Genomic DNA, 14329 nt, shown 5'->3' on the forward strand with positions numbered 1-14329 from the left:
GATGCTCGGGTAAGTGGCTGACACAGCGGTGGTCGATCAGGAATCAGGGAACGCAGGGACACAGGACACGCCGGCGAAAGCGTCCGGACGTCCCCTCCCCCAGCTGACCCTGGAAAACAAGTTCTTCTGGAAATCAGGCGCGGACGGCCTGCTGCGGATACAGGAATGCGAGTCGTGCTCGGCTCTCATCCATCCTCCTCAGCCGATCTGCCGCTACTGCCGGGGGAAACAGATGGGGGTGCGCGTCGTCTCGGGTTACGCCACCCTCATCGGATTCACGGTCAACCACCGCTTCGGTCTGCCCGGGCTCCCTACGCCGTTCGTCATCGCGCAGGTCGCACTCGAGGAAGACCCCCGGGTGCGGCTCACGACCAACACGGTGGAATGCGATGCCGAGCAACTCGAGCTCGGCATGCGCATGGAAGTCGTGTTCGAAGCCGACGGCGACGTCTGGCTTCCGTTCTTCCGCCCGGTAGCGGAGCAGGGTCCCCCTGCTCCCCTGCCGACGGACGAGATCGAACCGGACCAGATCCGGTTCCACATCCGTCCCCCTGTCACTCAGGACAAGTTCGAGGACAAAGTCGCCATCAGCGGCGTCGGCATGTCCGACATCGGACGCCGCATGATGGTCAATCCGATCGCCCTCACCATCGAGGCCTGTGAGCGCGCCGTGGCCGACGCCGGCCTGACGATGGACGACATCGACGGCCTGTCGACCTACCCGGGTGCCGGCCCCCTGGTCGGGTTCGGCGAAGGCGGCATCGGCGCGCTCGAGTCCGCGCTCGGCCTGCGCCCCACCTGGTTCAACGGTGGGCTCGAAACCCCCGGTCCCAGCGGCTCGGTGATCGCCGCGATGCTCGCCGTGGCGAGTGGGCTCGCACGCCACGTGCTCTGCTACCGGACACTGTGGGAGTCGACCTACAGCGAAATGATGCGCTCGGGCGACATCACCCCGTCCGGTGGACGCACCACGAGCTGGATGATGCCCTTCGGTGCCAGCTCCGCGGCACACACACTCGCCCAGAACGCCCAGCGGCATTTCCATCGCTACGGGACGACGCGCGAGACCCTCGGCTGGATCGCGTTGAACCAGCGGGCGAACGCAGCACTCAACCCGACCGCGATCTACCGCGACCCGATGACCATGGACGACTACCTGTCCGCACGCCCGGTCACCACGCCGTTCGGGCTCTACGACTGCGACGTCCCGTGCGACGGTGCCGTCGCGGTCATCGTCTCCGCGGCCGAAACGACACGCGATCTCGCCCGTCCCGCCATCCGCGTCGAAGCGGTCGGGACCCAAATCGTCGAGCGCATCGAGTGGGACCAGAGCACCCTCACGCACGAACCGCAGGTCCTCGGGCCCGCAGCGCACCTGTGGACACGCACCTCGCTCCGTCCGGAGGACGTCGACGTCGCGGAGTTGTACGACGGCTTCAGCTTCAACGCCCTGTCCTGGATCGAAGCACTGGGCTTCTGCGGGATCGGCGAAGCGAAGGACTTCCTCGACGGAGGAAAGAACATCGCGCGCGACGGCATCCTCCCGCTCAACACGCACGGCGGCCAGCTCTCGCACGGCCGCACCCACGGCATGGGCCTCGTCCACGAAGCGGTCACACAGTTGCGCGGCGAAGCGGGCGACCGCCAGGTTCGCGATGCGCGTGTCGCCGTCGTCAGCAGCGGCGGGCTCACCCCGGGCAGCGCGATGCTGCTCCGGAGCGAGTCGTGATGGCCGCTCACCCCCGCACCTCACCGATCGAGGAGGCCCGCGTCGACGGCGCGGGAGGCGTCTCACCCGTCTCTCGCGTCGTCGATGTCGAGGGCATCCCGATGTCCGGCCTCCTCATCGAGGCGGATGCACCCCGTGCCGTGATCGTCGCGCTGCACGGTGGTGCCGCCCGGTCCGTGTACTGGGATTGCCCCGACCATCCGGAACTGTCGCTGATGAGAGAGGCGGTGGCGCAGGGATTCACCGTGCTGGCGCTCGACCGTCCGGGTTACGGGTCTTCCCGCCCGCATCACGAGGGCATGTCCGAACCCGCTCGCCGGGTGGAGCTTGCGTTTGCGGCGATCGACGGTTTCCTCGGCTCGGGATCGCGCGGTGCCGGTGTGTTCCTCTGGGGACATTCCGTCGGCAGCGAGTTGACGATGCGGATGGCAGTCGACGATCGCAACGGCGACATCCTCGGCCTCGAACTGTCGGGCACCGGACGCGAGCATCACGCGCTCGCGGCCGACATCTTCGGCACCAAGGATCGGTACGCGAACGCCCGCGGCGTCGGCGAACTGCTCTGGACCCCGGCCGATCTCTACCCGGCCGACATCATCGGCGGCGCGAAGATCGCGTCGTCCACCCCGGCGTACGAGGGCGTCGTGACGGCGTCCTGGCCCCAGGAGAACTTCCCTGCACTCGCCGCAGAGGTCCGGGTACCGGTGCACTTCACCGCGGCCGAGTACGAAAAGGTCTGGCGCAACGACCCGTCCGCTCTCGACGACGTTGCGGCGATGTTCACGGAGGCACCCCGCGTGCAGGTGCAGGTAGAGCCGTCGGGTGGGCACAACCTGAGCATCGGTTACGCCGCGCCCGCCTACCACCGTCGCGTGATCTCGTTCCTCGAGGAGTGCATCGAGGGCCGCACCCGGCCGGCGGATTTCAGGTCATGACCACCACGAACGGTAAGGAGGTTCGGTGATGCGTGTCGGATTCATCGGGCTCGGAAGTCAGGGCGGGCCGATGGCCCGCCGTATCGTCGAAGCAGGCTTCGAGACCACACTGTGGGCTCGCCGGCCCGCGTCCCTCGAACCGTACGCCGACACTGCCGCCACCTACGCCGAGTCACCGGCGAAGCTCGCGGCGGTGAGCGACCTGGTGTGCCTGTGCGTGGTCGGTGACGACGACGTCCGGCAGATCGTCGCCGGAGAGAACGGGCTCCTCGAAGGACTCCGTGAAGGCGCCGTGATCGCGATCCACAGCACGATCCACCCGGATACCTGCAGGGAACTCGCCGAGATCGCCGGCACACGCGGCGTTTCGGTCGTCGACGCGCCGGTCAGCGGCGGCGGAATGGGCGCGGCCGCAGGCACTTTGCTCGTCATGGTCGGAGGCGATGCCGAGACCGTCGAGAAGTGCCGTCCGGTGTTCTCGACCTACGGCAACCCTGTCGTGCATCTCGGCGAAGTGGGAGCCGGCCAGGTCACCAAGCTCCTCAACAACCTGTTGTTCACCGCGAACCTGTCCGCCGCGGCAAGCACCCTCGAACTCGGTGCGGCCCTCGGGATCGATTCGGCGCGCCTGGGTGAGGTCGTCGCGAACGGCACCGCGAACAGCTTCGCCCTCGGACGCGTGGTGTCGGCAGGCGGGACACTCGACCGTATCGCGCAGCACGCGGGTGAACTTCTGCGCAAGGATGTGCGGCACATCGCGGAGATCGCCGACACAGCCGGCGTCACCCCCGGCGCCGCGCTGACCGCAGCCGACGCCACCCTCGAGATGATGGAGTATCCGCGGTGACCACAGTGCATTTCGTCGGCGCGGGCCGCATGGGCCTGCCCATGGTGGGGCGTCTCGTCTCGAACGGCCACGACGTGCGGGCTCTGGCGCGCAACGAGGAGACCCGATCGGCTCTCGAGTCGGCCGGGGCCCGGCCGGTGGCGGACATCTCCGACATCGGCGACGGCGCCGACATCGTCGCGGTCTGCGTCTTCACCGACGCCCAAGTCCGGCAGGTATGCCTCGACGACGGAGTGCTCGCTCGTATGCCACAGGGCTCGACCCTGATCGTCCACACGACGATCAGCCCTCGTTCCATCGAGACGTTGACCGCCGAGGCGGCCCCGTACGGGGTATCGGTCGTCGACGCTGCGGTCAGCGGTGGACCGCACGACATCGCGGCGGGTGCGCTGACCTTGTTCGTCGGTGGCCCGGACGAGGCCGTCTCTGCCGTGACGCCGGTGCTGAAGAGTTATGGTGACCCGGTCATCCACGTCGGACCCAGCGGCAGTGGCCAGCGGGTCAAGCTGGTCAACAATGCCTTGTTCGCGGCGGAGATCGGCCTGATGGCGGAGGCGGCAGAACTCGGCCGCCGGCTCGGCCTCGACGAGAAATCGCTCTTCGAGGCACTTCCGCACGCGAGTTCGTCGTGCAAAGTCATGGGCAACATCGCGATGCGCGGTTCCGTCGCGGACTTCCGCAGCGCTGTCGGCGAGTTCCTGTCGAAAGACATTGCCGTCGTGCGTGCGACCGTCGCCGAACTCGGAGCCGACCTGGGCGTGCTCGACACCGCGATCGACGCGCGTACGTAAGTCGCGGCCCCGACGCCGGGGCGATGCACTCGGTGCGTAGCCCCGGCGTCCGTCTCCCGGTCAGACGACGTGGGATTCTCTATCAGCCCAGTACCCGTCGCGCAGTCGGCGCTTGTACAACTTGCCGTTGGGGTCGCGTGGAAGCTCCGTGACGAAGTCCACCGTGCGAGGACATTTGAAGGAAGCCAGCTCGTTACGGCAGAAGTCGATGAGCTCGGACTCGAGTTCCGGGCTTGCCGACGCCGGATCTGCCAACTGGACCACAGCTTTGACGGCTTCTCCCATTTCGTCGTCCGGAACGCCGATCACGGCGGCGTCGACCACCGCGGGGTGACCGACGAGGAGGTTCTCTGTCTCCTGCGGATAGATGTTCACCCCTCCCGAGATGATCATGAATGCCTGGCGATCGGTGAGATAGAGGTAGCCCTCAGCGTCGAGATATCCCATGTCGCCCAATGTCCGCCACCCCTGCTCGTTGGTGATGGACGCGGTTTTCTCGGGATCGTTGTGGTACTCGAACGCTCGACCGCCCGCGAAATACACCACGCCTACCTCCCCCGGGGGAAGCTCTCGACCGTCGTCGCCCACGATGTGGCACTCCTGCATCGGCCGGCCCACCGAACCGGGATGCGACAGCCACTCTTCGGGAGAGATCGCGGACGCGCCCACATCCTCTGTACCCGAGTAGTACTCGTGGATAATCGGTCCCCACCACTGCATCATCTGCTGCTTGACGGCGACGGGGCAGGGGGCAGCACCGTGGACGACCTCCCGCAGGCTCGACGTGTCATACCGAGCGCGGATGTCGTCGGGCAGTTTGAGCAACCGCACGAACATGGTGGGGACGAACTGCGCGTCGGTGACCCGGTACTTCTCGATCAACTCGAGACACGTGCGCGCGTCGAAGTTCTCCATCACGACGACAGTGCCGCCGAGCCGATGCCAGGACATCGAGAAGACCAGTGGCGACGCATGATACAGCGGAGCGGGCGAGAGATAGACGACGTCCTGACGCGGACCGTGGCGCAGAAGACCACGGGCGATGAGAACGGGTGCGCACGAGGGATCACCGAGTGGCGTGCCCGGCCACGGTTTGCGCACGCCCTTCGGAAAGCCCGTGGTGCCACCCGAGTACAGCATCTCCCGGCCCTCGATTTCGGCCTCGAGGGGTTCGGCCGACTCGCTGCGAAGCACGTCGCCGTAGTGTTCGAATCCCGGGATCGACCCGCTCGCCGACACGAGCACCCGAATGGCACCGAGGTCGAGATTCTCGATCACCTCGGCCATTCCCTCGCTGCTGACGAGGGCGACCGCACCGCAGTCGCTCAGCACGTGCTGGACCTCACCGGCCCTGAAATGCCGGTTGATCGCCGTGTAGTACAGGCCTGATCTTTGTGCTGCCCAGCAGATCTCGAGGAACGGGCGGTTGTTCTCCATGAGGATCGCGATGTGGTCGCCGGGGCGCAGTCCCCGGGATCGGAGTGCTCGCGCGAACCGGATCGAACGCTCCTCGAGTTGCGCGTAGGTCACGGTCTCTCCGCTGGACGCCATGACGATCGCGGGCCGGTCCGGGTGGGCGCGCGCGTGGGTGCTCGGTATCAACAGTTCCTGGGTTTCGGTCACGGACTCTCGCCTTCTTCGTCGACCGCCGGCCCCCGCCGACGAAACGGAAACATTGTTCTCACACACTAGAACTTTGTTCTTGCTCTAGGTAGGTTCGGATTCACGGGTTTCCGGTTTTCTGGACCGACGCGAAAAGCAGGGATGTTCATATGGACGGATTGAAAGGCAAAGTCGTACTGATCGCGGGTGCCGCAACCGGACTCGGCGCCGACTCCGCGCATCGCCTCGCCAGGGAAGGCGCCCGGGTCGTCGTCGGCGACATCGATGCGGAGGGAGCCGAGCGCACCGCCGCCTCCATCCGCGCAACAGGCGGTGAGGCGACCGCGGCGCAGTTCGACATCTCCGACGACGATTCCGTGCGGGCCCTCGTAGCGTCGACGGTGGACGGTTACGGCGGACTCGACGCGGTCCACATCAACGCCGGCGACATGTCCGCCGTCACCAAGGATTCCGACGTGGTGAGCATCGACCTCGACGTGTGGGACCGCACGGTCGCCGTCAATCTGCGCGGCCACATGCTCGTCACGCGGCACACCGTTCCCCTGCTGCTCGAACGCGGAGGCGGTGCCATCGTCTACACCTCGTCGATCGCCTCGTTCACCGGTGATCCGCAACGGCCCGCATACTCTGCGACGAAGGCGGGGATCAACGCTCTCGCACGCCATGTCGCGTCGCGGTGGGGACGCGAAGGCATCCGCGCCAACGCGGTGACACCGGGCCTGATCCTGACCGACGAGATCCGGGAAGGCGCGCCGCCCGACCTGCTCGCCGGAATGCTCGCGCGCACGCGCAGCACCCGCCTCGGGGAAGCTGCCGATGTGTCGAGCATGGTCGCGTATCTGATGTCCGACGACGGGTCCTGGATCAACGGGCAGGTCGTCAACGTGGACGGCGGAACCGTCCTGCGTTGACGACCTACTCCGTCTCCGTGGCGCGCTGGTTCTGCTCGGCCGCGGCGTCTCCCAGCGAAACGCCGTGTGCCTGTTCGAGGTAGCGCACCACCGCGGTCTGGTCTGCCCCCGGTTCGAGGGCGTCGACCGCGGCATTCCAGACTCGGCCGATGGCCTCTCCCAGCACCGGCTCGATCCCCTGGTCGTGCGCCAGGTCGAGCGCGATGCCGATGTCCTTGCGCATCAACGCGGCGGCGAATCCGGAATCGAAGGTCCGCGACAGCACGAACTTCTCGTACTTCGTCTCGGTGGCCTGATTGCGGCCGCTCCCCGCGTTGAGCACCGCGAGAAGGGTTTCCGGCGCGATGCCGAACTTCCTGCCCACGAGCAAGGCTTCGGCCGCGACGAGGACATTGTTCGCGGCCAGCAGGTTGTTGAGCGCCTTGGCCGCGTGTCCCGAACCGACCGCACCGACGTGGATGATCTCCTGTCCGGTCTCCTGCAACAACGGGCGGACCCTGTCGACAACAGCGGTGTCACCACCGACCATCACGGCGAGGGCCGCCTGTTCGGCCTTCGCCACCCCGCCGCTGACCGGCGCGTCGACGACCGAGATCCCCTTCTCTCCGGCGATCCGGGCGAGGCGTTGTGTGCGCGTGGGCACGCTCGAGCCCATATCGATCAGCACGGCGCCCGGACGGAGATGCGCGAGCAGGCCGTCCTCACCCAGCACCACGGCGTCCACGATGTCGCTGGTCGGCAGGACCAGGATCACGGCATCACAGTCGGAGAAGTCGGCGAATCCCGCGGCACCGCTGACTCCGGAATGCTCGTCGACGAAACGCTGCTGAGAGTCGATGTCGGCATCGCGTACCACCAGTGGCCGGACGCTGCGCGCGAAGTTGCGCGCGATCGGGCGGCCCATAGCACCGAGACCGACGTGCCCCAGGCGGCGTACCGACGTCGCACTCATGCTGTCGCCTCCTCGGCGGAGGAGGTGCCGGACTCCGCTGCGTCGAGCGGTCCCAGTTGTTCCACGAGTGTCGCCTGGACGACCCGCATCGCGGCGAGTCCCGCCGGCGCGCCGACGTACGCGGTGGCGTGGAGTACCGCCTCGGATATCTCCCTGCGGGTCAGCCCGTTCCGGAGTCCCGCGCGCACATGGGTCGCAAGTTCGGTGTGCTGCCCGAGCGCGATGAGCAGTGACACCGTGACGAGGGACCGGTCGCGCCGTCCCAAGCCTTCGCGAGTCCACACACCGCCCCAGACGAACTCGCTGACGTAGCCCTGGAGGGCTTCCCCGTCCGTGCCCGCGTTGCGGGTCAGCGCCGCATCGACATACTCGTCGCCCAGCACATCCCTGCGTTCGGTGAGTCCGGCGTTGTAGACCGTCTCGTGTGCTGCGGCGACGCCGCTCCGCACGGTGGTGCCCTCTGGAGACATCGGTGATCCCTTCGTGGCCGGCGGTTTCAGAGCCGGGCCGAATCGAGTTTGACTGTGACGCATTTGACCTGGCCGTAGTGGTGGAGCGCTTCCACACCCTTTTCGCGGCCGTACCCGCTGTGCTTCCAGCCTCCGAACGGTGTCTGCACCGACCCGGTCGACCAGGTGTTGACGAAGACCTGGCCGGTGCGCAGGCGCCCGCTGACGGTGAGGGCACGCGAAATGTCCCTCGTCCATACGCCCGCGACCAACCCGTAGTCGGAGTCGTCGGCGATCGCGATCGCCTCGTCCGCCGTGTCGAACGGGATGACCACGACCACCGGACCGAAGATCTCCTCCCGGGCGATGCGCATCGCGTTGCCTACTCCGCTGTACACGGTGGGGTCGATGTAGAAGCCGCCGGATTCGGCGGCGAATGCCGACACCGTGCCGCCGGTTTCTACACGCGCACCTTCCGATTCGGCGATCTTGAAGTATTCCTGCACCTTCTCGAACTGGTCGCGGGTGATGAGGGGGCCCATGTCGTGGCCGACGCGGATGCGGGACACCGCGTCCACCAGTCGGGTCACCACCTCGTCGTGCACGTCGCGCTGCACGAGAAGGCGGGTTCCGGCCGAGCACACCTGCCCCGCATTCGCGGTGAAACCCTGCACCGCTCCCGCCACCGCCGCATCGAGGTCGGCGTCGGCGAACACGATGTTCGCGGATTTGCCGCCCAGTTCGAGGGTGGCCGGGATGACCCGGTCGGCCGCGATACCGGCGATCACGCGTCCGGTGGGTACCGAACCGGTGAAGGCAACCTTCGCGATATCCGGATGATGGACGAGCGCCGCCCCGGCTTCGGCCCCCGTACCGAGCACCACGGTGAAGGCGCCCTCGGGGAAGCCCACCTCGGTGGCCAACTGCGCGAGCCGCACGCTGGAGGCGGAAGTGTTCTCGGAAGGCTTGACGACCACCGTGTTTCCCGCCGCCAGGGCAGGAGCGCACGCGCGTGCGGACTGGTTGAGCGGAAGGTTCCACGGGGTGATCACGCCGATCACACCGAACGGCTCACGAATGGTGAACACGTGCTGGTCGGGCGCCACATCCAGGGTTTCGCCCGCGGGCATGCCGACAAGCCCGCCGTAGAACTCGAAATAGGTCGCGGAATTCTCCACCTCCGCGAGCGCGACCTTCTCCGGCTTCCCGGTTTCGCTGATCTCGAGTGCCGCGAGGACCGATGCGTCGGCCCGCATCGCGCGGGCGAGGTCGACGAGGAGCCGCCCGCGGGAAAGCGCGGGAACGGCCAGCCATTGCGCGGTCGCGTTCACCGCGGCCCGCACGGCTGCGTCCACATCGGCGGCGTCACCTCGCGCGACCTGCCGTACGGTCCGGCCGGTCGCAGGATCGGTGACCGCGAGGTACTCACCGCCGGCGGGGGGTACTGCCACGCCGCCGATCCAATGGTCGAGCGTCTCCATGATGTTGCCTTCCGGGAGTTGTCGAAGAACGCAGTCGTCTTCGAGTGCCGCGGCTATCGCGCCGCCGATGCTGTCTGCTGTCCGCCCGGGCGGGTACCGCTGTGCCGCCGTCGCGCAGAGCCCTCCGAATCTTGCCTCGTTGCACCCAACGGCGGCAAGGCATCCGGGGCGAGCAACGCACGGCGCTCATGGAGGAAGTCGTGCGGGTAGCCCAACGTTATCCGCGACGCGTCGTCGAGTTGTGCGAGGTGCGCGTCGTTCAGCACCACCGCGGCGGCACCGAGATTGTCCCGCAGCTGCGCAACGGTCCGGGCTCCGATCGAGACCATCGGTCCCCGGTGTCTCACCCATGCGAGCGCTACCTGCGCAGGCGAGTGCCCGAGTTCCTGTGCGATCGAGCGCGTCACCTCGATCACGCGTCGTGCACGGGCCGACAGCCGAGCCAGGCTCTCGTCGGTGTGCTCGCGTGCCAGGGCGCCGCGGGCCAGGGGGCTCCAGGCACTCACCGCGAGCCCGAGTTCGTCCGCCATGGGCAGCAGTTCCCGCTCGGGCGTCCGCACGACGAGCGAGTACTCGATCTGCATCGCGCAGAACGACGTCCATCCTCTGAGTTCCGCGATCGCGTCCGACCGGGAGACCACCCATGCGGGTGTGTTGGAAATGCCGAGGGCCAGTACTTTCCCCGAACGCACCAGATCGTCGAGCCCGCGGAGGGTTTCCTCCGCCGGTGTACAGCGGTCCCATGCGTGCACCCACAGCATGTCCACGTAGTCGGTGCCCAGCCTCCTCAAGCTCGTCTCGACACTGCGGCGCAGACTCTTGCGGTTGCTCCCGCCGGAGTTCGCGTCGTGCGGGTCGGTCGGCAGGGTGTACTTGGTACTCACGACCACCGCGTCGCGCTCGGGCGCGATCAACCGGCCGAGGATCTCTTCGCTCGCGCCGTTGGTGTAATTGTTGGCGGTGTCGACGAAATTTCCGCCGGCTGCGCGATATTCGTCGTAGACCTCGCGACAGGTCGCCTCCTCGGCACCGAATCCCCATTCCGTTCCGAAGGTCATGGTCCCCAGGCACCACTCGCTCACACGGATACCCGAGGATCCGAGAACTCGTTGCGCCATCCCGCTCGACCGCTGTTCAGGCATCGTCGTCCACCACCCAGTTGACGAAACGGTGCAGCGGATACATGCCGTCGTGAGGTCCACCCATGCTGCCCTTCAGGGCGCTGCCGAGCCGCACGATGCGCTGGACCCCGGCAGTGGCGAGGAGGTCGCGGATCTCGGCCTTCCGTGACGCCGGGTAGACGCCGACGGTCTGCGTCGCCACTGTGGCGTAGGACGCGGCCTCGCGCATCGCCGCGACCGGGATGACGTTGACCGTCTTGTCGGTCGGGTGGAAGTCCACCATCTCCGGGGAGCGCACCACGAGACCACTACCGTCGAACGTCCCCCATACCCGGTATTCGGGTTCGAGGAATCGCATGCCCTCGACCGCGTCCCGGATTTCGGCGCCGGGCTTCGGCCCGAATGCTTCCGCGAAATCGCGGTCCACGCCCAGTCGCTCGTGCAGCAGCGCACAGAACCGGTCCACCTGCTCGTCGTCGCCTTCGACACAGATGTGGCGGGCCGCGAGACACGCATCCTGGTTGAAGATCGTGGCGTCGAGGGCGGCAAGTTCGGCCACCTCACGCAGTGTCTCCTCCGACTCGAACGCCTCACGTCCGACGATCGACATGGAAACCTTGGGGTCGAACGAGATGAGCTGGAACCCCGGACCCACATACTTCGCGGCGTTCTCGATGGCGGAGCCACCGCCCCACGCGACGAGTTTGTCGAAGTACTGCGAGCGGTAGAGCACGTTTTCGACGGCCTCGTCACCGCCTCGCCAGTACACCGCGGACATCGAACGGAGCACGGGATGATCGGGAGCGATATCAGCCATCGTGCGCAGCACGGCCACGGTGGTGAACGGATCGGCAGACGGCACCTTGAAGAGGTTGATGCCTTTCGTCAGGGCCGCGTCGGCGATCGTGGTCATCGCGGCGCTCGGAGAGTTGCCGGCCATCATGTGGACCAGTCGCGGAGGGAACGCACGAACCCGGCTCACGCTGCCGTTCGGGTCGGTGCGTTCGGTCCAGCCGTCGAGGACGTCGAGACTCCCGAAGGTCCGTTCGAGCCGGTATTCGAGTGCCGCTCTGGTGAGGAACTGTCCCGGGCGAGCGAAGGTGTTCTCGATGATCCGGCGGGGCAATGCGCTGACCTGAACCGTCATCTCGAGTGATTCCTGGAGGTACTCGTTCTTCTCCAGAGTCAGGTACTGCGCGGTTTCGACCAGGAAGTCGATGATCTCCGAGACCGGAACCTCGAAAGCGGGTCCGACCTCCGAGCGTGGGGCGAACAGGCCGTTGTACTCGAGACGTGGGGTCACGAACGGCACACCGAAGTCGCGGGAAAGGTATTCGCTCTCCTCCCCCCAGACGAGTTCACCGCGGACGAAGTGCGGCACCCGGATCGTGGACGCGGGCGGCGCGGAAGCAGTTGTGGTCATGGTCGTCTCACTGTTCGATGAAGCCGCGGACGTACGCATCCATGGTTCCGGCGCACGTGATCTTGTCGTCGTTGCCCAGGTCCGAATATCGCGCGATATCAGGAAGAATCGTCTCGCCGGCGTGCCCGCACGGGCACACCCCCTGTTCGACGACGATGCGGTCGCCGGAGATCGTTCCGCCCCAACGTCCGTCGACGGTCAGGTCGAAGAAAGCTGCACGGCCTTCGACTCTTCCGTCCACGACGTCCGCGAGTTTTTCGCCGTCCTTGTCGAGTACGAACAGCACGAGTCCGTCGGGAACGTGGTAGCGCCCACCGAGGCACCGTGGCATGCGGAGGTTGAGTTCCTGCATGGAGTAGTAGTGGAAGAACCGCTCGGGCGCGATATTGAGCATTCCGAAGATCTGCTCCTGGTAATCCGCGGGCAGGGTGCTGCCCTTGAGTCCGCCGCCGACCGTCAGTGCGTTGGCGCCCGAAATGCTGCCTTCGCGGGCACCCTTCTCCCGGAGGATTTCCACCAGGCGGAACAGCTGTGTGAACTGGGCGTTGAAGAAGATCTCCTCGGTGGGCCGCGCAAGGATGTGGTCCGCCCAGTGGTGCAGGCGCCGTTCCTGTTCTGCCGCACGCCCGTGCGCCTCCGCCTCGAACGCAGCGATGTCGTCCGGGGTGGCGGTGCCGTCGGCCATGGCTCGTCGCATGGCTTGCAGCCGGGCCATATAGCGGTGGTGACCGACCGGCGGAGTGCCTTCGAACAACGGGATGCCGTCGGGACGGCGGTAGTTGTCGATGATCAGGTCGCGCATGGCGACGTGTGCGCTCTGCCCGGTATCGGGTCCGACGGGGATGACATGCCAGCGGCGTTCCGGCGGCATTCCGAGTTCGGTGAGCCCGTCGATCATGTTCTGCATGTTGGCTTCACGGTCGCGAACCGACTTGTTGAGGAAGGAACCTTTGCCGCTCGTCCCGCTCGAGCTGGACACGAGGTGGCCGGCCGCCTCGAGTGCCTCGATCCACTCGTCGACGTCGGAAACGCCCGTGACGTCGACCTCCGTCACGCGGTGCGTCGACAGCGAGTCGATCCAGCGATTCATGCTCGACCAGCGGCCCTTGGCGATGAGCGATTCCGGGTAGCTCTTGTAGGTCGTGTGCGGGAACAGCAACGGAACCATGTCCTCGCGGGACGTGATGGCGGTGATGCCTTCTGCCTCGGCGCGCTGATGCAGCACAGGGACCTGATGGCGTCGCTCCTGAAACTTCGCGTCGATCGCTTCGATCACGTCGTTCTTGTCTTGCGTAAGTGACATTTCCCCTCCGGCGGTATGCGATTTCGGTAACCATACCCACGGGTCAAGTTTTCTGTCTATGCCCGGATCGCTTTGGCACACTGGCGGATATGACGAGTTCCACGGCCCCCGGCGAAGGCACGAAGCGAAACAAGGGCGGACGCCCCACAGCCGAACAGGCCTCGGATCTCGATCGCCGTATCCGGGAAAGCGCCCTCGAGCTGTTTCTGGAACACGGCTACGAAGGCACGTCCATGAACGGCATCGCGGCCGCAGCCGGCACGACGAAACCCTCGCTGTATGCGCGTTTCCCCACCAAGGAGGCGGTGTTCCGATCGGTCATGGGATGGGCGGTGAAGCGCACCGACTGGCCCTTCCCCGAACCGCCGGCGCCCCCACTCGACGACCTCGAGGCCGCGCTGACCGAGATCGCCACGACCGCGCTCCGGCGGGCGCTCGATCCGTCGATGGTTCGTCTCGAACAGGTCGCGATCGCGCACGCTTCCAGCTATCCCGAGATCGCACGCCGGACGTACGGACGCGGGGCATGGCCCCGGACGAAACTCGTCGCCGACCTGCTCCGGCACCATGCCGGGAAAGGCGCTGTCGACGCCGACGATCCGGAGATGCTCGCCGAGTTGTTTCTCGGTATGGCAACGAGCGCACCCGCCCGTCTCGCGTCGTTCGGCATCATCCGCACGCCGGCCGATATCGAATCACACACGCGCGCAGCGGTAACACTGTTTCTCCGGGGACTGCGACCGGCGTGACAACCGGCCGGCGAC

At 66.7% G+C, this 14329-nt stretch carries 13 protein-coding genes; 6 read left to right on the top strand and 7 right to left on the bottom strand.

The genetic code is table 11. The features are described from left to right. The first annotated feature begins 28 nt into the window (after positions 1 to 28). From HF886_RS03260 to HF886_RS03275, 4 genes are read left to right on the top strand one after another with little or no spacing between them, the layout of a single operon-like run. The gene (locus HF886_RS03260) at positions 29 to 1729 is read left to right on the top strand and encodes an OB-fold domain-containing protein (protein ID WP_169651606.1); all 1701 of its coding nucleotides are present in this window, start codon (positions 29 to 31) and stop codon (positions 1727 to 1729) included. After that, entirely contained in the window at positions 1729 to 2664 is a 936-nt protein-coding gene (locus HF886_RS03265; protein ID WP_169651534.1) for an alpha/beta hydrolase, read from the top strand. Before HF886_RS03260 ends, HF886_RS03265 begins: the two co-directional genes overlap by 1 nt. Before the next feature lie 28 nt (positions 2665 to 2692). After that, positions 2693 to 3511, top strand: a complete 819-nt coding sequence (locus HF886_RS03270) for an NAD(P)-dependent oxidoreductase (protein WP_169651535.1) — start codon at positions 2693 to 2695, stop codon at positions 3509 to 3511. Next, positions 3508 to 4302, top strand: coding sequence for an NAD(P)-dependent oxidoreductase (locus HF886_RS03275; protein WP_169651536.1), 795 nt, complete (start codon positions 3508 to 3510; stop codon positions 4300 to 4302). Before HF886_RS03270 ends, HF886_RS03275 begins: the two co-directional genes overlap by 4 nt. 60 nt (positions 4303 to 4362) lie before the next feature. On the opposite strand, the gene HF886_RS03280 is transcribed toward HF886_RS03275, so the two are convergent. Then, entirely contained in the window at positions 4363 to 5904 is a 1542-nt protein-coding gene (locus tag HF886_RS03280) for an acyl-CoA synthetase (RefSeq protein WP_206038535.1), read from the bottom strand. A gap of 170 nt (positions 5905 to 6074) precedes the next feature. Here HF886_RS03280 and HF886_RS03285 point away from each other — a divergent pair, with 170 nt between their 5' ends. Beyond that, on the top strand, positions 6075 to 6836 hold the full coding sequence (locus tag HF886_RS03285) for an SDR family NAD(P)-dependent oxidoreductase (RefSeq protein ID WP_169651537.1): 762 nt from the start codon (positions 6075 to 6077) through the stop codon (positions 6834 to 6836). Positions 6837 to 6840: 4 nt separating this feature from the next. On the opposite strand, the gene HF886_RS03290 is transcribed toward HF886_RS03285, so the two are convergent. Genes HF886_RS03290 through HF886_RS03315 form a run of 6 tightly spaced genes read right to left on the bottom strand, consistent with a single transcriptional unit; the run spans position 6841 to position 13565 of the window. Next, positions 6841 to 7788 (bottom strand): NAD(P)-dependent oxidoreductase, encoded by a 948-nt coding sequence (locus HF886_RS03290; protein ID WP_169622037.1) that lies wholly within the window; start codon positions 7786 to 7788, stop codon positions 6841 to 6843. Then, on the bottom strand, positions 7785 to 8258 hold the full coding sequence (locus HF886_RS03295; protein WP_169651538.1) for a carboxymuconolactone decarboxylase family protein: 474 nt from the start codon (positions 8256 to 8258) through the stop codon (positions 7785 to 7787). The genes HF886_RS03290 and HF886_RS03295 overlap by 4 nt, the downstream gene beginning before the upstream one ends. A gap of 26 nt (positions 8259 to 8284) precedes the next feature. After that, a complete protein-coding gene (locus tag HF886_RS03300; RefSeq protein ID WP_169651539.1) occupies positions 8285 to 9718 on the bottom strand; it encodes an aldehyde dehydrogenase family protein in 1434 nt (477 codons plus the stop codon). A gap of 53 nt (positions 9719 to 9771) precedes the next feature. Further along, positions 9772 to 10860, bottom strand: a complete 1089-nt coding sequence (locus HF886_RS03305) for an aldo/keto reductase (RefSeq protein WP_240954841.1) — start codon at positions 10858 to 10860, stop codon at positions 9772 to 9774. After that, a complete protein-coding gene (locus HF886_RS03310; protein WP_169651540.1) occupies positions 10853 to 12262 on the bottom strand; it encodes an acyl-CoA reductase in 1410 nt (469 codons plus the stop codon). The genes HF886_RS03305 and HF886_RS03310 overlap by 8 nt, the downstream gene beginning before the upstream one ends. Positions 12263 to 12269: 7 nt before the next feature. Further along, complete coding sequence (locus tag HF886_RS03315; RefSeq protein ID WP_169651541.1) at positions 12270 to 13565, bottom strand: hypothetical protein; 1296 nt, start codon at positions 13563 to 13565, stop codon at positions 12270 to 12272. 89 nt (positions 13566 to 13654) lie between these two features. On the opposite strand from HF886_RS03315, the gene HF886_RS03320 reads away from it, so the two are divergent. After that, a complete protein-coding gene (locus tag HF886_RS03320; protein WP_169651542.1) occupies positions 13655 to 14314 on the top strand; it encodes a TetR/AcrR family transcriptional regulator in 660 nt (219 codons plus the stop codon). The last annotated feature ends 15 nt before the right edge of the window (positions 14315 to 14329 follow it).

Origin of the sequence: Rhodococcus sp. 105337 (genome assembly GCF_012844225.1) — a bacterium.
Classification (GTDB): Bacteria; Actinomycetota; Actinomycetes; order Mycobacteriales; family Mycobacteriaceae; genus Rhodococcus.

Bases quoted from the DNA above. Each gene is read 5' to 3' on its own strand.
- HF886_RS03265 (WP_169651534.1), top strand. From the start codon at position 1,729: ATGGCCGCTCACCCCCGCACCTCACCGATCGAGGAGGCCCGCGTCGAC.
- HF886_RS03270 (WP_169651535.1), top strand. From the start codon at position 2,693: ATGCGTGTCGGATTCATCGGGCTCGGAAGTCAGGGCGGGCCGATGGCC.
- HF886_RS03285 (WP_169651537.1), top strand. From the start codon at position 6,075: ATGGACGGATTGAAAGGCAAAGTCGTACTGATCGCGGGTGCCGCAACC.
- HF886_RS03290 (WP_169622037.1), bottom strand. From the start codon at position 7,788: ATGAGTGCGACGTCGGTACGCCGCCTGGGGCACGTCGGTCTCGGTGCT.
- HF886_RS03295 (WP_169651538.1), bottom strand. From the start codon at position 8,258: ATGTCTCCAGAGGGCACCACCGTGCGGAGCGGCGTCGCCGCAGCACAC.
- HF886_RS03300 (WP_169651539.1), bottom strand. From the start codon at position 9,718: ATGGAGACGCTCGACCATTGGATCGGCGGCGTGGCAGTACCCCCCGCC.
- HF886_RS03305 (WP_240954841.1), bottom strand. From the start codon at position 10,860: ATGCCTGAACAGCGGTCGAGCGGGATGGCGCAACGAGTTCTCGGATCC.
- HF886_RS03310 (WP_169651540.1), bottom strand. From the start codon at position 12,262: ATGACCACAACTGCTTCCGCGCCGCCCGCGTCCACGATCCGGGTGCCG.
- HF886_RS03315 (WP_169651541.1), bottom strand. From the start codon at position 13,565: ATGTCACTTACGCAAGACAAGAACGACGTGATCGAAGCGATCGACGCG.
- HF886_RS03320 (WP_169651542.1), top strand. From the start codon at position 13,655: ATGACGAGTTCCACGGCCCCCGGCGAAGGCACGAAGCGAAACAAGGGC.